Consider the following 21,458-nt stretch of genomic DNA (forward strand, 5'->3'; position numbering starts at 1 on the left):
GGAGAGCGGTTGTGGGTAGGCTTTAGTCGGCGTGAAGAGACCCTGACGATGCGACGTGTAGCGTGGCTGAGTTGGGGCGCCAGGCGCCGTTCCCCGGCATTGCGCGAAGAACCGTTTTATCCAATCCCATCACCCACCCGCCGAAGCCACAAGCCGAACAAGCGTGATCTCCGACGGCGCTCCCAGCCGCTTCGGCGGTCCCCAATACCCGGTACCCCGACTCGTATAAACCCAAAGCCCGTTGAACTTCACAAGCCCCGCAACAAAGGGTTGCTGCAGTCGCACGAAGAAATTCCACGGCAGGAACTGGCCGCCATGCGTGTGTCCCGATAGCTGCAGCGTGAAGCCCGCTTCGGCCGCCGCCACGGCGCTGCGCGGCTGGTGCGCGAGCAGCACGCGCACGGCGGCATCGGCGGGGGCGCCGCTGATCGCCTTCGCGGGGTCGCTGCGATGCGCGGGATCGAAACTGCCTGCGCTGAAATCCGTGACGCCCGCGAGCACGGCCTGCGCGCCGTCGTGATTCAGCACGACATGCTGATTGAGCAGCACGGTCAGACCCAGGCGCCGGAATTCGGCGATCCACTTGTCAGCGCCCGAGTAATACTCGTGATTCCCGGTCACGAGAAACGTGCCATGCCGCGCGCTGAGGCCCGCGAGCGGGCGCGTGTGTTCGGCGAGATTCGGCACGGTGCCATCGACGACATCGCCCGTGACGGCGATCAGATCCGGTTTGAGCCCGTTGACGGCCGCCACGATGCGTTCGACATAGTGACGCTTGATCGTCGGCCCGACGTGAATGTCGCTGATCTGCGCGATCGTGAAGCCGTCGAGCGCGGCCGGCAGATCGTCGATGGGCACGTCCACACTCACGACCGGCGCGCGCCGCCGCGCGTTGTAGAAGCCGATCGCCGAGAAGAGCACGGCCAGGAGCGGCACGGCGAGCGCGCTATAGGCGACCAACGCCGGCGAGCCGACGGGCGCGCCGCGCATCCAGTCGACGAGATGCACGAAGAACAGAATCACGTCGCGCGCGAAGGTCAATAAAAGCAGCGACGAGAAAAACCCCAGTGCGGTCAGCCCAAGCCAGGCCAGGCGATCCGCGAGCGACTGCGGCTCGATCTGCCGGGCCGCCATGCCGAGAGGAATGACGATGACTGATGCCGCGAGCAGGACCGCCGCCAGCACCTTGAGCGGCAGGCCAACGGGCGCGTCCGGGATGAGCCGCATGCCGACATAGACATGAAACAGAACACCGATGCCGATGAAGCGGAGAAAGAATGCCGAGCGTCGCATAACACCCCTGGAGGGATCGAAGAAGCGGCAGGCGGACGGGCGTGCGCCCGTGCGGGATAGGGACCGATTTTACCGGTTCGACGCCATGCTTGCCTTTGACAGTTCCAGTCAGGCGCAGGTCGACTCGTAACATATCGTGTGATGAGTTGGATTCGCACTGTGTCGCGCGGTATATATAACGCGGCCCCGTCGCTAAGGCAGTGGTCAATAAAGTTGAATAATCTGCACTACAAATCTAAAAGAGGGATGCATGCTATGAACGTGAAACTGTTTGCGATATCGATTCTCTGCGCGTCGGCAATCATCACGTCGACGGGCGCTGCCATGGCTCAGAACGAGCCGCTCGCAACGTCCGCCCAGAAGGTCGTCAGCGTGGCCGAGCCGATACGCGTCGAGGCGACGATCATCGGTATCGACGCCGCCAACCGCACGCTGATGGTCCGCGGTCCGCGCGGGGACGCAACCGTGCTGGTGACCAAGGAAGTCACGAACTTCGACAAGCTGCACGTCGGCGACAAGGTCGATGTGCTCTACAAGAACGCGTTGCTCGTGAGCGCCGAAAAGGTGAAGGGTAAGGGCGAGCGCGCGCGTGTCGATACGACGGCGTACCAGCCGACGTCGGGCGAGAACGGTGTGACGGGCTTCGACGCGGCACGTCAGGTCGAAGTCCTCGCGACGGTCGAGAACGTCGACAGCAAGAAGCGCAGGATCACGTTGCGCGGCCCGTGGCGCACGGAGACATTCGATCTCACGCCGGACTTCGCGGCGCAGAAACTCAAGAAGGGCGACATGATCCACGCCGTGTTCGTCTCGGCGACGGCGGTGCAGGTCACGCCTGTCGCCTCGGCGAAGTAACTCGCCGGGAATCGGCGCAAACAAAAAGCCTCGGCACGCATGTGTCGAGGCTTTTTGTATCACACGAGGCGAAACGCGCGATCAGACTGCCATGCAGAGATACTTGATGACGACGTAATCGTCGATGCCGTAATGCGAGCCTTCGCGTCCGAGTCCGGACTGCTTGACGCCCCCGAACGGCGCCACTTCGTTCGAAATCAGCCCGGTGTTGATGCCCACCATGCCATATTCGAGCGCTTCGGCCACGCGCCAGATGCGGCCGATGTCGCGGCTATAGAAGTACGCCGCGAGACCGAACTCGGTGTCGTTGGCGAGGCGCACGACTTCATCGTCGGACGAGAATTTGAAGATCGGTGCAAGCGGACCGAACGTTTCCTCTTTCGCGACTTTCATGTCGGGCGTGACGCCGGTCAGCACGGTCGGCTCGAAAAATCCGTGACCGAGCGCGTGACGCTTGCCGCCCGACGCGATCGACGCGCCTTTCGCCACTGCATCTTCAATGTGCGATTCGACCTTTTTCACCGCCGCTTCGTTGATGAGCGGACCGAGCGCCACGCCGCTTTCGGTTCCGAGCCCGACCTTGAGTTTGCCGACAGCCGCCGCCAGCTTTTGCGCGAACGCATCGTAGACGCGCTCGTGCACGTAGAAGCGGTTCGTGCACACGCAGGTCTGGCCGCTGTTGCGATACTTCGATGCAACCGCGCCTTCCACGGCGGCGTCGAGATCGGCGTCGTCGAACACGATGAACGGTGCGTTGCCGCCGAGTTCCAGCGTCACCTTCTTGACTGTCGGCGCGCTTTGCGCCATCAGCAGACGCCCCACGGCGGTCGAGCCGGTGAACGACAGCTTGCGCACGATCGGGTTGCTCGTCATTTCGCCGCCGATCGCCTTCGGGTCGCCGGTGAGGATGTTGAGCACGCCCTTCGGCAAGCCAGCGCGCTCGGCGAGCACGGCCATCGCGAAAGCGGAGAAAGGTGTCGCTTCGGCGGGCTTCACGACGATCGGACAGCCGGCCGCGATCGCCGGGCCAACCTTGCGCGTGATCATCGCGGCGGGGAAATTCCACGGCGTGATCGCGGCGCACACGCCGATCGGCTCCTTCGTCACGACAATGCGTTTGTCGGCGGCGGGCGTCGCGAGGGTATCGCCGGCAACGCGCTTGCCTTCTTCCGCGAACCATTCGATGAACGACGCCGCATAGCCGATCTCGCCCTTTGCCTCGGCGAGCGGCTTGCCTTGCTCGGTCGTGAGGATCAGCGCGAGATCATCGGCGTTGGCGGTCATCAGGTCGAACCAGCGGCGCAGGATGATTGCGCGTTCTTTTGCGGTTTTCTTGCGCCATGCGGGCCATGCGGCGTTGGCAGCATCGATGGCGCGGCGCGTTTCGTTCGCGCCCATCTTCGGTACGGCGCCGAGCGATTCACCATTCGCCGGGTTGATGACGTCGAAGGTCTCGCCGTCGTCGGCTTGCTGCCATTCACCGTCGATGTAGGCAGCGTGACGCAGCAGCGTCGGATCCTTCAGTTGGTCTTTCAAGTTCATGTCTTTGTGAGTCCCTGGTTTGGCTCTTGGGGCTTTTTTTGTTGTTGTTGCCGGATTCCACGAAATCCCAAGCAAACAAACGAAAACATTACGCGAGGCACCAAGAGCCGCGCCTCGCGCATCAAGAATCAGAAATCAAACGGCAACACCAACCGTCTCGACGAGCACCTCTTCAAGAATCCCGATAGCTTCATCGAAGACCTGTTCCTGAATGGTGAGCGGAAACAGGAACCGAACAACGTTCGAATAGACGCCACACACGAGCAGCAGCAAACCGCGCTCCAGTGCACGCGTTTGCACGAGCTTGGCGAAGGCCGCATCCGCGTCATGCGAACCAGGCTTGCAAAACTCGACGGCGATCATCGCGCCGGGCCCGCGCACATCGGCGATTTGCGGCACATCGCCCTTGAGCGCTTCGAGCTTTGCCTTGAGCTTGTCGCCCAGCACCGTCGCGCGCTCGCAGAGCTTTTCATCGTCGATGATGTCGAGCACCGCGTGCGCCGCCGCCACCGCCAGCGGATTGCCCGCATACGTGCCGCCGAGACCGCCGGGCGCGGCCGCATCCATGATCTCGGCGCGCCCGACGACGCCCGACAGCGGCATGCCGCCCGCGAGCGACTTCGCGATCGTCATCAGATCCGGCACGACGCCGTGGTGCTCCATCGCGAAAAGCTTGCCGGTGCGCGCGAAGCCGGTCTGCACTTCATCGGCGATCAGCAGGATGCCGTGCTCGTCGCAGATCTTGCGCAGGCCGCGCACGAAGTCCGAGGGCGCCTCATTGAAACCGCCTTCACCCTGCACCGGCTCGAAGATGATCGCGGCGACGCGCGTCGGCTCGATATCCGCCTTGAACAGATGCTCGATCGCGCGCAGCGAATCCGCGACGGACACGCCGTGCAGCGCATTCGGGAACGGCGCGTGATAGACGTCCGACGGGAACGGCCCGAAGCCGATCTTGTACGGCGCGACCTTGCCGGTGAGCGCCATGCCCATCAGCGTGCGGCCGTGGAAGCCGCCCGTAAAGGCGATGACGCCGGGACGGCCCGTCGCCGCCCGCGCGATCTTCACCGCGTTCTCGACGGCTTCCGCGCCGGTCGTGAAAAACGCCGTCTTCTTCGCGTGCGAGCCCGGCGCCCGGGCGCTGATTTTCTCGGCGAGCGACACATACGACTCGTACGGCACGATCTGATACGCGGTGTGCGTGAAGCAGTCGAGTTGCGCGCGGATCGCCTCGACGATCTTCGGATGGCGATGCCCCGTGTTGCATACCGCGATGCCCGCCGCAAAGTCGATGAAACGGCGGCCCTCGACGTCCCACAATTCCGCGTTCTCGGCGCGCGCCGCGTAGAAGTCGCACATCACGCCCACGCCGCGCGGAGTCGCGGCATTCTTGCGGGCGTGCAGGTCGGCGTTCTTGAGGTTGGTGCTCACAGGGAAATCTCCTTCGCGCGAGAGCGCATGTCGATGGTTGGCCGCATCGGCCGACTGAACTTAACGACGACTATAGTAAGATTTGGCCCTCAAGTTCAGAGCCATTTCAATAAATCTTTAGGAGCCAATTCGATGTCCCTCCGCGCGAGCGTGCTCTCCGACTGGCTGGCGCAGCGCATCGACCGCACGAGTGGCCAGCCCATCTACCGGCAATTGCATCGGCTCCTGCAGCAGGCGATCCTGACGCGCGAGCTCGCGGCGGGCGCGAAAGTGCCGTCGTCGAGGCTGCTCGCGGCGGAGTTGGGCGTCGGGCGCAATACCGTGACGCAGGTCTACGAGCAACTCGCGCTCGAAGGCTACGTCTCGTCGGCGACGGGGCGCGGCACGTTCGTCGCGGACAGCGCGCCCGACGAGATCCTTTTCGACGATGCGCCGCCCGCGGCCGCCGCTTCGGCCGATACCCGATCGACGCTTTCCACGCGCGGCGCACGGCTGATTTCGGGCGCGGGCGTGTCGAAGCGCCAGGGCGGGGCGTTCATGCCGGGCGTGCCGGACGTGTCGCGCTTTCCGTCACGCGTGTGGAACCGGCTGCACGCGAAATACTGGCGCAAGCCGCTGCCCGATCTGCTCACTTATGCGCCCGGCGGCGGCCACGCGGGGCTGCGCCACGCGCTCGCTCACTATCTGCGCACCTCGCGCTCGGTGCGCTGCACGCCCGAGCAGATCGTCGTGACGACGGGCATCCATCAGTCGATCGACCTCGCCGCGCGCCTGCTCGCGGATTCGGGCGACACGATCTGGACCGAGGATCCGTGCTACTGGGGCGTGCGCAGCGTGTTGCAGGTGTCCGGCCTCGATCTGAAGGCGATTCCCGTCGATGCCGAAGGCATCGCGCCGACGCCCGCCGATATCGCGTCGCCGCCGAAGCTGATGCTCGTCACGCCGTCGCATCAATATCCGCTCGGCATGGTGATGAGCCTCGCGCGCCGCCGCATGCTGCTCGAATACGCGCGCCAGCACCGCTGCTGGATCATCGAGGACGATTACGACAGCGAGTTCCGGTACGGCAGCCGGCCGCTCGCGTCGCTGCAGGGCATGGATCCGGCGGGGCAGGTGATCTACGTCGGCAGCTTCGGCAAGACGCTGTTTCCGGGGCTTCGCATCGGCTATGTCGTGGTGCCGGAAGCGCTCGCGGACAGCTTCGCGACCGCGAGCGCCGAGCTGTATCGCGAGGGGCAGCTGTTGCAGCAGGCGGTGCTCGCGGAGTTCATCGAGCAGGGACATTTCACCTCGCATATCCGGCGGATGCGCGCGCTCTATGGCCAGCGCCGCGACGCGATGCTCGCGACGATCGCCGGGCGCTACGGCAACACGCTCGCCATCGCCGGCGGCGATGCCGGGCTGCATCTCGTATTGAAGCTGCCGAAGGAGATCGATGATCGCGCGCTCGCCGCCGCGGCGCTCGCCGAGGACATCGTCGTGCGGCCGTTGTCGGGGTACTACGCGCGTCGGCGCGACGCGGAATCCGGTTTGCTGATCGGTTATGCGTGTGTGCCGGACGATGAAATCGCGCCGGCTTTCGGGAAGCTTGCCGGGGTGATCGACCGCTTTGTGCAGTGAAGCCGGGCGAAACTTCACGGTTCGCTTTCGTTCAACCAAAAAAAATCCCCGAAGAACTGGAAACCGCGCCGCATGTGGAGGATCATGTGCGCCGTTTTCCATGTATCCGCATCACGCGGCCGGCACGCCGCGCCGCACGACTCATCTCAGCAAGGGCTTCTCCATGACGACTTCGTCCGACCAACACTTCACCGTCATCGCCGATCTCTCCGACGACGCGCCTTCGCTGCGCGAGATTCGCCATGACATCCACCGTCATCCGGAGCTGTCCTACGAGGAGACGCGCACCGCGGCGCTCGTCGCGGACCGGCTCGAAGCGTGGGGCTGGCAGGTGACGCGCGGTGTCGGCGGCACGGGCGTCGTCGGCACGTTGAAAGCGGGCGACGGCACGAAGAGCATCGGCCTGCGCGCCGACATGGACGCGCTGCCGATCATCGAGCAGACGGGCAAGCCCTACGCGAGCGAGACGCACGGCAAGATGCACGCCTGCGGCCACGACGGCCATACGACGATGCTGCTCGGCGCCGCTCGCCATCTCGCGCGTACGCGCCGCTTCAGCGGCACGGTGCATCTGTATTTTCAGCCGGCGGAAGAGCACGGCGTGCCGAGCGGCGCGCAGAAAATGATCGAAGAAGGGCTCTTCGAACGCTTTCATTGCGACGCCGTGTTCGGCGTGCACAACCATCCCGGCGCGCAGCCCGGCACGTTCCTGTTCCGCAAGGGGCCGTTCATGGCGGCGGGCGATCAGGTGTCGATCGTGATCGACGGCGTCGGCGGGCACGCGGCGCGCCCGCATCTGAGCGTCGATCCGGTCGTCGTGGCGTCCGGCATCGTGATGGCGCTGCAGACGATCGTCGCGCGCAACGTCGATCCGGCGCAGCCTGCCGTCGTCACTGTCGGCTCGATGCACGCCGGAACGGTGAACAACGTCATCCCCAGTCGCGCGACGCTCGAACTCTCGGTGCGCTCGTTCGATCCGCACGTGCGCGAACTGCTCAAGCGCCGCATCAAGGAACTGGTGGAATCGCAGGCCGCGAGCTACGGCGCGACCGCGACGGTGAAGTATCTGGAAGGCTATCCGGTCGTCGTCAATTCGGACGCGGAGACGGAGTTCGCGATTCAGGTGGCGCGCGAACTGGTCGGCGAGCAAAACGTCGTCGCGCACGCGGATTTGCTGATGGGCAGCGAGGATTTCGCGTTCATGTTGCAGCAGCGGCCCGGCTCGTTCCTGCGCCTCGGCAACGGTGCGGGCGAGGACGGCTGCATGGTCCACAACCCGCACTACGACTTCAACGACAAGAACCTGCCGGTCGGCGCGGCGTATTGGGCGCGGCTCGTCGAACGATTTCTCGCGTGACCGAAAGCCTTACGCCGGCAACCTGAAACTTCCGATCGCCTCGCGCAGCACATCCACCTGATCTTTCAGAGAATGCGCGGCGGCGGCGGCCTCTTCGACGAGCGCGGCGTTCTGCTGCGTCACCTGATCCATCTCGACGACCGCACGGTTCACCTGCTCGATGCCCGCGCTCTGCTCGTGCGACGCGTGGCTGATCTCGTCGAGAATCTCGTTCACGCGGCGCACCGATTGCACGATCTCGGTCATCGTCGCGCCCGCGTTCGTCACGAGCGACGCGCCTTGCTGCACCGTCTGCGTCGATGTCTCGATGAGCGCCTTGATCTCCTTGGCCGCCGTCGCCGAGCGCTGCGCGAGACTGCGCACTTCGGCCGCCACGACCGCGAAGCCGCGTCCCTGTTCGCCCGCGCGCGCCGCTTCGACGGCCGCATTGAGCGCGAGGATGTTCGTCTGGAACGCGATGCCGTCGATCACGCCGATGATGTCGCCGATCTGCTGCGAACTCGCGGTAATGCGCGTCATCGTGTCGATCACGTCGTCGACGACGCCGCTGCCGCGCGTCGCCACATCCGCCGCCTGCTCCGCGAGCCGCGCCGCCTGCGCCGCGCTTTCGGCGTTGTTCTTCACGTTGGCGGTCATCTGGTCCATGCTCGACGCGGTCTGCACGAGCGACGCGGCCTGCTCCTCGGTGCGCTGCGACAGATCGGTATTGCCCGCCGCGATCTCCGATGCGCCCACGTTGATGTTCTCCGTGCCGTTGCGCACGCGCGAGACGGTCTCGACGAGACCGCGCTGCATGGTGTCGAGCGCGTGCAGGAGACTCGTCGTGTCGTTCGGATGAACATCGACCGTGCTCGTCAGATCGCCGCGCGCAATGCGATGCGCGGCGTCGACCGCGAGCTCCAGCTCGCCGCCCAGATTGCGTTTGATGCTGCGCAGGACGATCAGCATCGCGACCGTCGCGATGCCGCCGAGCAACGCCGTGATCCCGAGCCAGCGCAGCGCGCTCGCCCAGAACGCGCTCTGCACGTCGTCCATGTACATGCCGGTGACGAGATACCAGTCCCACGCAGCGAAGCGCTGCGAGTAGGAGAGCTTGCCGACCGGCTTGTCGCTGCCGGGCTTGGGCCACAGATAGCTGACGAAGCCGCCGCCCGGCTGATCGCCTGCCTTCACGATATCGACGAACAGGCGATTGCCCGCCGGATCGGCATAGGACGAAAGATCCTTGCCGTTCATGGCGGGCTTGATCGGGTGCATCACCATCGTCGGATGCGAATCGTTGATGGACAGATAGCCGTCCGTGCCGTAGCGGATCGCGCCGACCACTTCGAGCGCGCGCTTCTTCGCTTCCTCTTCGGTGAGCGTCTTGTTCGCGGCGAGCGCGGCGAAGTGCGCCGTCACGGCGTGCGCCTCGTTGACGAGGGTCTTTAGCTGCTCCTTGCGGTCGTCGATCATCGACGTCCGGTTCTGCCACGCCCCGATGATCCCGATCGCGATCAGGCCGATCCACAGCACGGCGATCAGCGAGCCGAGCTTCTTGTTCAACGTCATTCTGTTCATGTTGCGCCGTCGCCTCTTTGCGTTGTCTGGTGCGACGGCGCGCGCCGCCGCATGCCCGCTTTACGGCAGGCAAGGGCGGCGGTTGTAGGGCGGGAATTCCCGTAGGGAAAGCGTCGGCTCAGAGACGGCGGATCGGGTCCTTGTCGGGCGGCGCGTCGGGATGCTGCGGCTCTTCCGGACGATGACCCGGCGAAGGCGGCGTAAGCGGATCGGCTTCCGGATCGCGGTTCGGGTCCGCGATGGGATCCGGAACGGGACTGGTCTGCATGTCGAATTTCATGATGTTCCCCGCAAGGTGGACCGGCGCTACACGGACTCGTGCGCCGCCGGCATGTGCAGCGTGAACGGCGCTCCCGGATGCGCGTCGCCGGTGTTCGACAGCGCGGCGCGTGCGCGGGCGACGATCGCGTCGCTGTTCGTGTCGCGCGGATGCTCGTCGAGGACGATATGCGCCGTGCCCAGCGCGCGGGCCGCGGCGACGGGCGAGGACGCGGCGGCGTCGTCGGACACGAGCAGGCGCGCATTGGCGATCAGACGCGGCAGCGCGGCCGGCGCGACCGCGCCCGCGAGAAAGAGCGCGGCCGTCTGCATCGCGCCGAGCACGCCGGCGGTGCGCTCGGGATCGGGCGCGTCGCCGACGATCGCGATCTGCCAGCCATCGGCGGCGAGCTGGTCGGCGACATCGGCATAACGCTGCGCGGGCCACGCGGGCGCGGCGTGGTGGCTGCCCGGATGAATCAGCACGAGGCGCTCGCGCTCGATGCCGTGGAACGCGGCGAGTTCGTCGTAGGCGCCGGGGTCGTCGTGATCGGCTGCGGGCGGCACTGCGTCCGCGCATGGGATCACGCTCGGCGCGTCGGGAACGAGCGCGCTCGCGAGGTCGTCGCGCAACGTGTAAAGGGGATTGGCTCGCATCCTGGCTCCTGCAAGTGGCGTGGCCTCGTTCGATGTCCGCAAAATCGCGGCGGCCGCGCATTTGGCAAGCACCCGTCATGCCCGGGGCGCCTGTCGCGCGGATAGCCTGCAAGCGCCACGCGATGGACACAGCTTGCGTCCTGAAGCGTGACAGTTTGACCGTCGGTTGCGGCATCTGTCACGTATTGAAGGAGGCGCGGCGGCACTCGTCAAGGCGCGCGACGTTCAGCGTCGATGTAAAAAAAACCGCCGCCTCGGGATGGCGAGGCGGCGGCTTTCGTGCTGCTTTCGTTGACTTGGCGCGGCGCGGGGTGCTCAGGTTTCCGCGTTGCCGTCGTCGGCGGGCAGCGTCTTCGGCGTGAACGCTTCGGCGCGGCGGCGGATGCGCTCGACTTCGCCGGTCACGAACGTGCGCTTGTCGGCGGCGAGCGCGTCCTGATAGGACATGCCTTCCGGTACGCGATGCAGCAGCGCGCGCAATTCGCCTTGCGTCGTCTGCTCGACGGGTTCGTAGTCGTACAGGCCGAGTTCCAGTTCGGCGCGCTCGTGCAGGATGAACAGACACGACGCGAACACCGCGACGCCGAGCACTTCCTGCGCGCCGAAGCGAAATTCGTGCGGCACCGGCGAGAACGGCAGCCATGCGATGAGCGCCACGCCCGCGAGCGCCACGGCGATGGTCACGTTCAGCAGGATTTGCAGGCGCGCGATGATGCGCTCGCGTTCGGTCTGCAGTTGCCCGGCCGATTTCGGCACGAGGGCGACGTTAGATTCTTGACGGCGGAGTTCTTCGAGCGGGAGAGCGGCCATGGAGGTTGTCGTCGGGACCATCGGTGAGCGCCAAAGCGGCGCGACACCGGTATAACGCGCGGCTTACAGGAACGTTGACGGCGCTTTCGTCTTGTTGCGCCTGTTTCGTCCTGTTGCATCTAGCGCGTCCGGTCCCCGACCGGCGTGCGGATGGTTGCGGTGCCGTCCGCGATCTGCTGCGCGAAGACGAGCGCTTCGACGATCGTCCCGAAAACTTCCGCGCGCACTTTGTCGTCGGTCAGGCGCATCAGATACGAGGGGTGATAGGTCGGCACGATGATGTGACCCTTGTGCTCGATGGTCTTGCCAAGATACTCGGACAACGCCGTGCGATGCCCCGTGAGCGCCTTTAACGCCGTCGCCCCGAGCGCGACGACGACTTTCGGCGCGATGCGCTTCAGTTCTTCCTCGAGCCAGTAGCGGCAGGCTTCGCGTTCACGCTGCGCGGGCGCGAGATGCGCGCGTTCCTCGCCGTGCGCTTCCCATTTGAAGTGCTTCACCGCGTTCGTCAGATAGAGCGACGCGCGGGGAAGCGCGGCCTCGGCGAGGACTTCGTCGAGCAGCGCGCCCGCCGCACCGACGAACGGCTTGCCTTCGCGATCTTCCTGATCGCCCGGCTGTTCGCCGACCAGCATCACGCGCGCATCGGCGGGACCGACGCCCGGCACGGCCTGCGTCGCGTTGCGCCAGAGCGCGCAGCGCTTGCACGCGTCGAGCGACGGCGGCTCCGTCAGCAGCGTGCCCTTGATCGGCTCCAGATCCGTGTTGATGGTCACTTCCATCTCGGGCGGCACGTTGCGCGGATGGCGGTCGCGCCGCGAATAAGGATCGGCGCGGGAGATCAGCGCGGGATCGGTGCGCGCGTTCGGCGGGCTTTTCCAATAGCGCACCGGCATATGCGACGCCATTTCGGCGGCGTTCGCCTGCGCAGGCGCGAACGTGCTTTCGTAGTACGCGAGCCAGAGCGCCTCGATGGCGTCGCCGCTCACCGCCTCGCCGCTCATGGCGGTGTCGCCGAAGTCCATCGGCTTTTCCTCCGGCTCGCTCGTGCGGTCCACGCGCAACAGCGCGCCGTCCCAGAAAGCGGCGCCGTGCGGCGTGGCGATCATCCACGTGGCGCTGCCCATGCGGGTGGCGAAGTGCATCGCGGCGTGCTCAAGCAGGTCGTGCACCGGTTCGAACCAGCTGATGAACTCGGGCGGCCCGAGCGAGGAATCGCGATGACGGAAGCGCAGCTTGCTGCGCATCTCACGCTCCTCGGCCTCGACCGATTCGATCATCCGGCGCAACCGATGCCCGTCCCCGTCATCCGACGATGCGATCGCGCGATCACCCTGCGTCCAGCGCCACAACGCCTTGTAGAGAAACGGCCAGCGGTCCGGCGCGCGGTAGCACGCCGCCGTTTCGAGCATGGCGAGGAATTCGCGCGCGACCTTCACGGGCTTCTTCGCGTTCGGATCGACCGAGCCGGGCGCGGGCGGATCGATGGAGCCGAACACCGTGGCCGAGGCATCGGTTTCGCGCCACTGCACGTCCGCGGGATGCGCGCCCTCCATGAGGAGCGCGCGCGCCTCGGAACGCCAGGCAGCAAACGACGGGTCGATGGTGACGCATTTCATCGGCGAGCGGAATCAGAAAAGTACTGTATATCCATACAGTGATTCTAGCGATGTGCGGCGCTTTCCGGCAACTATTTCGCGACGATCGTGCCCTTTGACCGCCGATGTGGCGGGCGCTGAAACATGGGAACGCTCATTGCTGAAATTCATCCATCGCGGCGTTCGATTGCCTGCGGACACACTTACACACGGAGCCGAAATGCTTGCCATCGTCATTCCCGCTCACAACGAAGCCGCGCATATCGGCGCGTGCGTAGCGGCCGCGCGGCGCGCTGCGGATCATCATCAGTTGCTCGGCGAGGCGGCGTGCGTGATCGTCGTCGCCGACAGTTGCGCCGACGAAACCGCCGACATCGCGCGGGCGCTGGGTGCGCACGTGTGGTGCATCGAGGCGCGCAACGTCGGCGTGGCGCGCGCGCATGGCGCCGAGCGGGCGCTCGCGCTGGGCGCGCGCTGGCTCGCCTTCACCGACGCCGATACGACCGTTGCCGAAGACTGGCTCGTGCGCCAGCTCGACTGCTGCGCGGATGCGGTGTGCGGCGTGATCGGCGTGCACGACTGGTCGCCGCATATCGGCGCGGTGCGCGAGCACTTCGGACGCACGTACACCGACGCGGACGGGCATCGGCATATTCATGGCGCGAACCTGGGCGTGTCGGCGAAGGCGTACATGCAGGCGGGCGGGTTTGCGCCGCTCGAGTCGAGCGAGGATGTGGCGCTCGTCGAGGCGCTGGTGGCGATCGGCGCGAAGATCGAATGGAGCGCGTCGCCGCGCGTGGTGACGAGTGCGCGGACGGATTTTCGGGCGAAGAAAGGATTCGGTGCGACGCTGCTGGAAGTCGGCAGGCGTTATTTGCCGATCGGGACGGACGGCGCCGATTCGGCGGATTCGGTGGCGATTGCGGCGTGAGCGCGGCCGGCCACGCTCGCCGCTCCGCGCACATTTATTTAATGATCCGAATCAACCTGGCGCGGACGAACCGCCTTTAGACCTGGCCGAGATCGCTCGGCACATCCACATCGCGCAGCACATTCGGATCATCAATCTCGACGATGAACGGCGCGTGAGTCGAAAGGATGCCGCGCGCGCCCGCATCGCCGTCGAGCGCGGCGAGCGCCTCGCGATGCGCCATGCCGAATCCCACCGGATGCCCCCGCGTGCCCTGATAAAACGGCGCGACGAGTCCGGCGCCGGCGTCGAGCGCCCGCGCGACCGCTTCATACGTCGCGGCTTCTATCCACGGCATGTCGCCCAGCGCGACGAGCCAGCCATCGGATTCCGATGTCGCGCGCACGGCCGCGGCGAGCGCCGCGCCCATGCCGCGCTCGGCATCGATGCTGAAAATGACATTGCAACCCGCTTCGTTCAAAACATCGGCGAGCTTTTCCGCGCCGGGCCGCACTACCGCGATCACTTCGGCGGCGACCGCGAGCAGCCTGCGCGCCGATTGAAACACGACGGGCGTGCCGTCGGGCAGGGTGGCGAGCAGCTTGTTGTGGCGGCCGGACGGGTCGAAGCGGGTGCCGAAACCCGCTGCCAGCAGGATGCCGGTCGCGTTCGACGAATAGGTCATCGCGGCTGCTCGTGTGGGGATCGAAGAGGAATTGTGCGGCGCATCGAAGATCGTCGCAAGCATAAAAAAAGCACGCGGCGGTCGTGATGACCGCCGCGTGCATCGTTTCACGTCAGGCCGTCGTCGGCGGCAATATCTTGTCGAGTGTGATCGGCAGGTCGCGCACGCGCACGCCCGTCGCGTGATACACCGCGTTGCCGAGCGCGCCCGCCACGCCCGTTATCCCGATTTCGCCGATGCCCCGCGCGCCGTGCGGATTGATATGCGGATCGGGCTGGCCGACGAACGAAATATCCAGCGTGCCGATATCCGCGTTCACCGGCACGTGGTACTCCGCGAGATTCGCGTTGGTGTAGCGCCCGTAGCGCGCATCCAGCTCGCTTTTCTCGAGAAGCGCCGAGCCGACGCCCCACACGATGCCGCCCATCAACTGACTGTGCGCGGTCTTCTCGTTGAAGAGCGTGCCGACGTCGTACACCCCGACGATGCGCGGCACGCGAACGATCCCGAGATCGGCATCGACATGCACTTCGGCGAACACCGCGCCGAACGAGTGGAACGAGTACTGTTTTTTCTCATCGCCTGGGCGCGTCGTCGCGACGGCTTCGATCGCGCGGCCGCCGTTGCGCGCGATCACGGCCGCCGCCGGATCGCGCTTGTCCGGATTCGAGAGGCTCACGACCCAGCCGTTGGACACCGTCACGTCCTCGCGCGCGAGACCGGCGACGGGCGATCCGCGATCCGCCAACGCCATCGAGATGAGCTGATCGCGCGCCTCTATGGACGCCGCGCGCACCGCCGGCGACACGCTCGCCGCCGATTGCGAGCCGCCCGACACTGGCGCCTTCGGCAGCGACGAATCGCCGAGCGCGAAGCGCACGTAATCGAGCGGAAAGCCGAGCGCGTCGGCGGCGACCTGCGTCATGATCGTGTAAGTGCCGGTGCCGAGATCCTGTGTGCCGGAGGCGACCATCGCGGTGCCGTCGGGCAGGATGCGCGCAACCGCCGATGCCTCGCTGCGGTTCGCCGGATATGTCGCTGTCGCCACACCCCAGCCGATGAGCGTGTTGCCTTCGCGCATCGAGCGCGGCGCCGCGCTGCGCCGCGCCCAGCCGAACTTCTCAGCGCCGCGCGTGTAGCACTCCATCAGCGCCTTGCTCGACCAGGGTTTCTTCTCCTGCGGCTCCATGTTCGCGTAGTTCTTCAGGCGCAACGCGAGCGGGTCCATCTTCAACTGATACGCCATCTCGTCCATCGCCGTTTCGAGCGCGAACGAGCCGCTCGTCTCGCCGGGCGCGCGCATGAAGGTCGGCGTGCCGATGTCGAGCTTCACGAGCTTGTGCGACGTCGACTGGTTCGGCACCGCGTAGAGCATGCGCGTGACGATGGCCGAGCTCTCGGTCCAGTCCTCGAATGTCGATGTGGTCGAAATGACGTCGTGACGCATGCCGGTCATGGTGCCGTCGTCGCGCGCGCTGATCTGGATGCGCTGCTCCGTGTACGGACGGTTGCCGACTATGCCGAACATCTGCGGACGCTCGAGCACGAGCTTGACGGGCCGGCCCGTCTGCTTGGACGCCATCGCGGCCAGCACGACGTGCGACCACACCGAACCCTTGCAGCCGAAGCCGCCGCCGACGAACGGACAGATCACGCGCACGTCGTCCTCGGAGATACCGAAGAACTTCGCCACCGCGCTTTTCGCGCCGGACACGCCTTGCGTCGCGTCGTAGAGCGTGAGTTTCGGGCCGTCCCAGCGTGCGACCGTCGCGTGCGGCTCCATCGGGTTGTGATGCTCGTAAGGCGTCGTGTAGACGGCGTCGAGGCGCGTCGGGCCTTGCCGCAAGCCGGCGTCGACGTCGCCGCGCTTCGTCGTGATCGCTCGGCCCATCATCTTTTCCGGCTGATACGCGGAGGCCTTCGCGCGTGCGAAATCGGCATTGGGCATCGCGGCCTCGTAGCGCACGTCCACGTAACGCGCGGCGCCTTGCGCGTGCTCCAGCGAATCGGCGACGACGACCGCCACCGGCTCGTTGCTGTAACGCACCTGGTTGGTTTGCAGGAGCGTCAACTTGCGCACGGCGGGCGGCTGCGCGTCGGGAACGCCGCCGTTGGGCAGACGCATCGCGTTCTGATACGTCATCACGAGCAGCACGCCGGGCATCGATTGCGCGCGGCTCGTGTCGATCGAAGCGATGCGGCCGCTCGCGACGGTGCTCGTCACGAGCACCGCATGCGCGAGCTTCGCGTCGCTGTTGTCGGCCGAATAACGCGCCTGGCCGGTGACCTTGAGCACGCCGTCGGTGCGATCGAGCGGTTGTCCGATGAACGTCATGCGACACCTCCTGCCTGTTGAAGCGCGCGCACGATCGCACGCTGCGCGAGCGCGATCTTGAACGCGTTGTCGCGCTGCGGCGCCGCGCCTTGCACGGCGAGTGCGGCGGCGGTTTGCAGCGTCGATTTGTCGAGCGATTTGCCCGCGAGCGCCTGTTCGGTCGCGTTCGCGCGCCACGGCTTGTGCGCGACGCCGCCGAGCGCGATGCGCGCGCTTTTCACGGTGTTGCCGTCCATCTGCAACGCCGCCGCGACGGACACGAGCGCGAACGCATAGCTCGCGCGGTCGCGCACCTTCAGATATTTCGAGTGATCCGCGAAGAGCGGCGGCGGCAGATCGACGGACGTGATCAGCTCGCCCGCCTGCAAGGTGGTGTCGAGATCGGGCCTGTCGCCCGGCAGGCGATGAAATTCCGCGAACGGAATCGTCCGCTCGCCGTTCGGGCCGGTGACGCGCACGACGGCATCGAGCGCGGCGAGCGCGACGCTCATGTCGGACGGATTCGTCGCGATGCATTGACGGCTCGCCCCGAGAATCGCGTGCATGCGATTCATGCCATCGATGGCCGCGCACCCGCTGCCGGGCGCGCGCTTGTTGCACTGGGGAAAGCCCGGATCGTAGAAGTACGAGCAGCGCGTGCGCTGCATCAGATTGCCGCCGACGGTCGCCATGTTGCGCAATTGCGCCGACGCCCCCGAGAGCAGCGCCTGCGACAAGAGCGGGTAGCGCTCGCGCACCCAGGCGTGGTTTGCGGCGTCGCTGTTGCGCACGAGCGCGCCGAGCCGCAGGCCGCCGTCGGGCAGCGCGGTGATGCCGTCGAGCGCGTCGATGTGCGTGATATCGACGAGTCTCACCGGCCGCATCACGCCGCCTTTCATGAGATCGAGCAGATTCGTGCCGCCGCCGATGAACATGGTGCCCGGCTGGCCCGCCGCCGAGAGCGCGGAACCGATGTCCGCGGCGCGCTGATAGGAGATCGCGTCCATGTGCGTCTCCCTTAGGCGTTGCCCGACGCGACGGCTTTCACCGCCGCGACGATGTTCGGATACGCGCCGCAGCGGCAGATGTTGCCGCTCATGCGCTCGCGGATTTCATCGTCGGAGAGTTGCGCCGGGCGAAAGCGCACGTCGGCGGTGACGGCGCTCGCGTCGCCTTTGCGGTATTCGTCGATGAGCGCCGTCGCCGAGCATAGTTGCCCCGGCGTGCAGTAGCCGCACTGAAAGGCGTCCTTCTCGATGAACGCCTGCTGAATGGGCGCGAGCGTGTCGCCATCGGGCGCGAGGCCTTCGATGGTCGTGACGGATTCGCCGTCGTGCATCACCGCGAGCGTAAGGCACGAGTTGATGCGCCGGCCCGCTACGATCACCGTGCACGCGCCGCACTGTCCGCGGTCGCAGCCTTTTTTCGTGCCCGTGAGGTTCGCGTATTCGCGCAGCGCGTCGAGCAGCGTCGTGCGCGCTTCCACTTGCAATTCATACGGATGGCCGTTGATGGTGAGCTTCACGGGCATCATCGGCAGGGCGGCGGGCGGCGGTGCGGCGGCTGGCGTCGCCGCGGCTTGCTGTTGCGCATGCGCGAGCGGCGCGGCGCTCACGGCCGCCGCCGCCGCGGCCGACTGAAGGAAACGCCGGCGCGACGGCTTCTGCGCCGTGTCGCTGGCGTCGTGGGGATGGGTATCGGCTGGGGACATGGGGATCGGTTCTCCTCGCTCGTTCGGAAGGACGCCGCGCCGGCTCGAATCTTTATAGGCTTGTTGGCTCGCGACCGATTGCGACGGATCGGGCGGAGCGCCGATGTTCGAGTTCACGGGAGGCGTATGAGGCGCGGGGTCGCGATCGCTCGTCGACTGTAAGGGAACCGAACGTTCGTCGTCCCGCAACCGGTGAGGTGCAGCAAGTCCGATGCCATGCGGCGGCGTCTCGGATCGGATTCCGGCGCTCATGCGCGCCCATGCTCGAAAACGGGACGATCGTTTCGCTAAACGATCCGGCGTAAGCAACGCTTTGTGACGTCTGCACGCGCGCGCGCGGTTCAAAATTGCATGATTTTCGTCGCCGCGATCGCCGACATGCGATATCGCGGCGCGCAAGCACCTTTCAATCCCTGAGGTCCGTCATGCTCGATCCTTATCATCGCGCGATGCAGCACTATTCGGCGAATCAGTACGGCGAGGCACTGGCCGTTTTGTCGCCGCTGCTCGATCGCCCTCACGCCGATGTCGAGGCGCTCAATCTCGCGGCCGGATGCGCTTATGCGATGAATCGCGTGGATCTGGCCGAGGCGTACTGGCAGCGCGCGGTCGCCGACCATCCGCAGCACCCGGGCGTCCACAACAATCTCGGCAACCTCTACGAGCAACTGAAACGGTTTCCTGAAGCGGAAGCGATGTTCCGGCGCTCGCTCGATCTGAAGCCTGATTTCGCCGAAGCGCATTACAACCTCGGCAATGTGCTGGCGCTGCAGGAGCGGATCGCGGACGCGGAGCAGTCGCTGCGACGGGCGCTCGAATTGCGGCCGGACTTCGCGTCGGCGCATTACAGCCTGGGCAAGCTACTGATGAAGCAGGCGCGCCCCGAAGAAGCGAGGGAATGTTTTGGACTTGCGATCTACAACCGCCCGAACTGGGCCGACGCGCATTTTGGCTTGGGTAGCGCACTCGCCGCCTTGCAGCGCCGCGAGGAAGCCGAGCGCACGTATCGCGCGGCCATCGAATTGAATCCGCGTCTGGCGAGTGCATATCAGGGACTGGCGGAAATACTTGAAACGGATGGACGAGACGCGGGTCTGGAGGACGTCTATCGCCGTCTGGCCGATCAATTGCCCGAGTTGAGCGGCGCTCATTACAACCTGGGCCAGGTGATTTATCGAACCACGGCCCTTGCCGGGTTTGAGCGTATCGACGAGGCTGAAGCGGCATACCGTCGCGCGATCGAGGTCCAGCCGGATTACCTGCCGGCGTACATCGCGCTCGGCAACCTGCTCAAGGAGGACCCCGCGCGCGCGGACGAAATGCTGGCGACGTTTCGGCGCGCCGTGGAACTCGATCCGGATTCGGGGGAAGCCCGGCTCAATCTGGGCGGAGCGCTGCTGCGCGTTGGAGCGTATGCGGAAGGCTGGCCGTTGATGGAATCCCGCTACGACACTAGTGAGCGGCAGCGGCCCATGTTCCCGCCGAGCTTCCCTTTTCCGCGGTGGCAAGGCGAGCCGCTGGCCGGCAAGTCGATACTCGTGCTCCATGAACAGGGATTCGGCGACACTTTCCAGTTTTGCCGCTATCTGCCGATGCTGAAGTCGCAAGGGCTAACGACGCTCTCGTTCGCATCGCCGTTAGCGCCCGCGCTGCTCAGCTCGATCGATGGCGTCGACATCTGCATCGGCGGCGACGCCATCGACAGCCTCGCGCACCATGACTACTGGTGTTTGCTGATGAGCCTGCCGGCGCTGCTCGGAACCACGTACGACACCGTTCCCAACGTCACCCCCTATATCGCCGCGGACGAAGAGCGCATCGCACACTGGCGCAGCCGGCTGCCCGCGCAGGTGCCGAAGATAGGCTTCGCGGCGATGGCCGAGCCGCGGCCGTCCGTGTTCGACGCCCGCCGCTGGATCAGTGCGCAAGCATGCGTTCCATTGCTCGGCGTGTCCGGCGTGCGCTTCGTCAATCTGCAGAAGGCGCCGGTCGCGCGCGCGCAACTCGACACCCTGCCGCCGCATTTTCGGCCGCTCGACCTGATGGACGATGTCCAGGACTTCGCCGATACGGCCGCGATCATCGCCTCGCTCGATCTCGTCATCGCCGTGGATACGTCGGTCGCGCATCTCGCGGGCGCGCTGGGCAAGCCGGTGTGGATGCTACTGCCTTCGAACCCGTGCTGGCGCTGGCTGATCGACGGCGAAGAATCGGTCTGGTACCCGAAAGCGCGTCTGTTCAGGCAGACCAAACCCGGCCAATGGGACGATGTGATCGCGCGCGTCGCGGATGCGCTGGGCCGGTGGCGCGATGGCAATTAAGCACCGATCCGCGCATCATTTGATGAGCGCGAGCGCGTCCCTGAAGCGCGGATGCCTGAAACTGCCGAGCCAGCCGAAGATCGCCGTTTCGACGGTCGTGAGCCGCGCGCCGTCCTGCCTCGCCCGTTCGAGCGCGACGGCGCGATCTTCCGCGCGGCGGGACGCGACCGCATCCGCCACGTATTCCACGCGATAGCCGAGGCGCAGCAGCCCGAGCACCGTGAGCAGCACGCACACATGCGCCTCCGCGCCGGCGACCCACATTGTCGCGGGCGCGGGCGGCAGTGCATCGACGAAGGCGGGCGCGAGCGTCGCATCGAAGGTGTGCTTTTCGATCACCTTTGCCAGCCCAATATCTGCGAGCAGCGCGTCCACCGTCCCGCCGAGCCCGTGCGGATTCTGTTCCGTGACGACCACCGGCACGTCCAGCAGATTCGCCGCGCGCAGCAGCGTGCCGACGCGCGCCGTCACCCGCCCGGCGCCATCCAGATGCGGCAGCAGCCGCGCCTGCATGTCGACGATAACGAGCATGCCGC

Annotated in this window: 18 protein-coding genes; 5 read left to right on the forward strand and 13 right to left on the reverse strand. The window is 66.0% G+C overall.

Features of this window, described 5'->3' with window-relative positions; all coding sequences use genetic code 11:
* Positions 1–129 precede the first annotated feature (129 nt).
* Positions 130–1,293, reverse strand: a complete 1,164-nt coding sequence (locus tag NCR38_RS15160) for a metallophosphoesterase (RefSeq protein WP_061118231.1) — start codon at positions 1,291–1,293, stop codon at positions 130–132.
* A gap of 255 nt (positions 1,294–1,548) precedes the next feature.
* On the opposite strand from NCR38_RS15160, the gene NCR38_RS15165 reads away from it, so the two are divergent.
* Positions 1,549–2,148 (forward strand): hypothetical protein, encoded by a 600-nt coding sequence (locus NCR38_RS15165; RefSeq protein WP_086961040.1) that lies wholly within the window; start codon positions 1,549–1,551, stop codon positions 2,146–2,148.
* Positions 2,149–2,229: 81 nt separating this feature from the next.
* Here the strand turns inward: NCR38_RS15165 and NCR38_RS15170 are convergent, their stop codons facing one another.
* Together NCR38_RS15170 and gabT are read right to left on the reverse strand one after the other, a co-directional pair.
* Positions 2,230–3,690, reverse strand: a complete 1,461-nt coding sequence (locus NCR38_RS15170; RefSeq protein WP_061118230.1) for an NAD-dependent succinate-semialdehyde dehydrogenase — start codon at positions 3,688–3,690, stop codon at positions 2,230–2,232.
* A 135-nt stretch (positions 3,691–3,825) separates the two neighbouring features.
* On the reverse strand, positions 3,826–5,121 hold the full coding sequence (gene gabT, locus NCR38_RS15175; RefSeq protein WP_086961038.1) for a 4-aminobutyrate--2-oxoglutarate transaminase: 1,296 nt from the start codon (positions 5,119–5,121) through the stop codon (positions 3,826–3,828).
* A 132-nt stretch (positions 5,122–5,253) separates the two neighbouring features.
* Here gabT and NCR38_RS15180 point away from each other — a divergent pair, with 132 nt between their 5' ends.
* Together NCR38_RS15180 and NCR38_RS15185 are read left to right on the forward strand one after the other, a co-directional pair.
* Positions 5,254–6,741: a PLP-dependent aminotransferase family protein gene (locus tag NCR38_RS15180; RefSeq protein WP_061118229.1), complete on the forward strand. Its 1,488-nt coding sequence runs from the start codon at positions 5,254–5,256 to the stop codon at positions 6,739–6,741.
* 163 nt (positions 6,742–6,904) lie between these two features.
* Entirely contained in the window at positions 6,905–8,098 is a 1,194-nt protein-coding gene (locus NCR38_RS15185; protein ID WP_250477319.1) for a M20 aminoacylase family protein, read from the forward strand.
* Between the two features lie 9 nt (positions 8,099–8,107).
* On the opposite strand, the gene NCR38_RS15190 is transcribed toward NCR38_RS15185, so the two are convergent.
* The 5 genes from NCR38_RS15190 to NCR38_RS15210 form a co-directional block, all read right to left on the reverse strand.
* Complete coding sequence (locus NCR38_RS15190) at positions 8,108–9,649, reverse strand: methyl-accepting chemotaxis protein (protein WP_061118361.1); 1,542 nt, start codon at positions 9,647–9,649, stop codon at positions 8,108–8,110.
* Positions 9,650–9,776: 127 nt separating this feature from the next.
* The gene (locus NCR38_RS15195) at positions 9,777–9,938 is read right to left on the reverse strand and encodes a hypothetical protein (RefSeq protein ID WP_250477320.1); all 162 of its coding nucleotides are present in this window, start codon (positions 9,936–9,938) and stop codon (positions 9,777–9,779) included.
* 26 nt (positions 9,939–9,964) lie between these two features.
* On the reverse strand, positions 9,965–10,573 hold the full coding sequence (locus NCR38_RS15200; RefSeq protein WP_061118228.1) for a glycosyltransferase family 9 protein: 609 nt from the start codon (positions 10,571–10,573) through the stop codon (positions 9,965–9,967).
* A gap of 315 nt (positions 10,574–10,888) precedes the next feature.
* Entirely contained in the window at positions 10,889–11,329 is a 441-nt protein-coding gene (locus tag NCR38_RS15205) for a hypothetical protein (protein ID WP_250477321.1), read from the reverse strand.
* A gap of 173 nt (positions 11,330–11,502) precedes the next feature.
* Positions 11,503–13,002, reverse strand: a complete 1,500-nt coding sequence (locus NCR38_RS15210; RefSeq protein ID WP_061118226.1) for a UdgX family uracil-DNA binding protein — start codon at positions 13,000–13,002, stop codon at positions 11,503–11,505.
* 199 nt (positions 13,003–13,201) lie between these two features.
* Between NCR38_RS15210 and NCR38_RS15215 the strand changes: the two genes are divergently transcribed.
* The gene (locus tag NCR38_RS15215) at positions 13,202–13,912 is read left to right on the forward strand and encodes a glycosyltransferase family 2 protein (RefSeq protein ID WP_061118225.1); all 711 of its coding nucleotides are present in this window, start codon (positions 13,202–13,204) and stop codon (positions 13,910–13,912) included.
* 76 nt (positions 13,913–13,988) lie between these two features.
* Here the strand turns inward: NCR38_RS15215 and NCR38_RS15220 are convergent, their stop codons facing one another.
* The 4 genes from NCR38_RS15220 to NCR38_RS15235 all read right to left on the reverse strand — a co-directional run bounded on the left by NCR38_RS15220 (position 13,989) and on the right by NCR38_RS15235 (position 18,601).
* The gene (locus NCR38_RS15220; protein WP_061118224.1) at positions 13,989–14,576 is read right to left on the reverse strand and encodes an NTP transferase domain-containing protein; all 588 of its coding nucleotides are present in this window, start codon (positions 14,574–14,576) and stop codon (positions 13,989–13,991) included.
* Between the two features lie 112 nt (positions 14,577–14,688).
* The gene (locus NCR38_RS15225) at positions 14,689–16,911 is read right to left on the reverse strand and encodes a xanthine dehydrogenase family protein molybdopterin-binding subunit (RefSeq protein WP_061118223.1); all 2,223 of its coding nucleotides are present in this window, start codon (positions 16,909–16,911) and stop codon (positions 14,689–14,691) included.
* Positions 16,908–17,897, reverse strand: coding sequence for a xanthine dehydrogenase family protein subunit M (locus tag NCR38_RS15230; RefSeq protein ID WP_061118222.1), 990 nt, complete (start codon positions 17,895–17,897; stop codon positions 16,908–16,910). Before NCR38_RS15230 ends, NCR38_RS15225 begins: the two co-directional genes overlap by 4 nt.
* An 11-nt stretch (positions 17,898–17,908) precedes the next feature.
* Entirely contained in the window at positions 17,909–18,601 is a 693-nt protein-coding gene (locus NCR38_RS15235) for a (2Fe-2S)-binding protein (RefSeq protein ID WP_061118360.1), read from the reverse strand.
* A 425-nt stretch (positions 18,602–19,026) separates the two neighbouring features.
* Here NCR38_RS15235 and NCR38_RS15240 point away from each other — a divergent pair, with 425 nt between their 5' ends.
* Positions 19,027–20,922 carry a tetratricopeptide repeat protein gene (locus NCR38_RS15240; RefSeq protein WP_061118221.1) on the forward strand — a complete coding sequence of 632 codons (1,896 nt, stop codon included), beginning with the start codon at positions 19,027–19,029 and terminating at the stop codon, positions 20,920–20,922.
* Positions 20,923–20,937: 15 nt separating this feature from the next.
* Here NCR38_RS15240 and NCR38_RS15245 read toward each other — a convergent pair whose 3' ends face one another.
* Positions 20,938–21,453, reverse strand: a complete 516-nt coding sequence (locus NCR38_RS15245; protein ID WP_061118220.1) for an isochorismatase family protein — start codon at positions 21,451–21,453, stop codon at positions 20,938–20,940.
* Positions 21,454–21,458 lie beyond the last annotated feature (5 nt).

The organism is Caballeronia sp. INML1, assembly GCF_023631085.1.
Taxonomy (GTDB): Bacteria; Pseudomonadota; Gammaproteobacteria; order Burkholderiales; family Burkholderiaceae; genus Caballeronia; species Caballeronia turbans.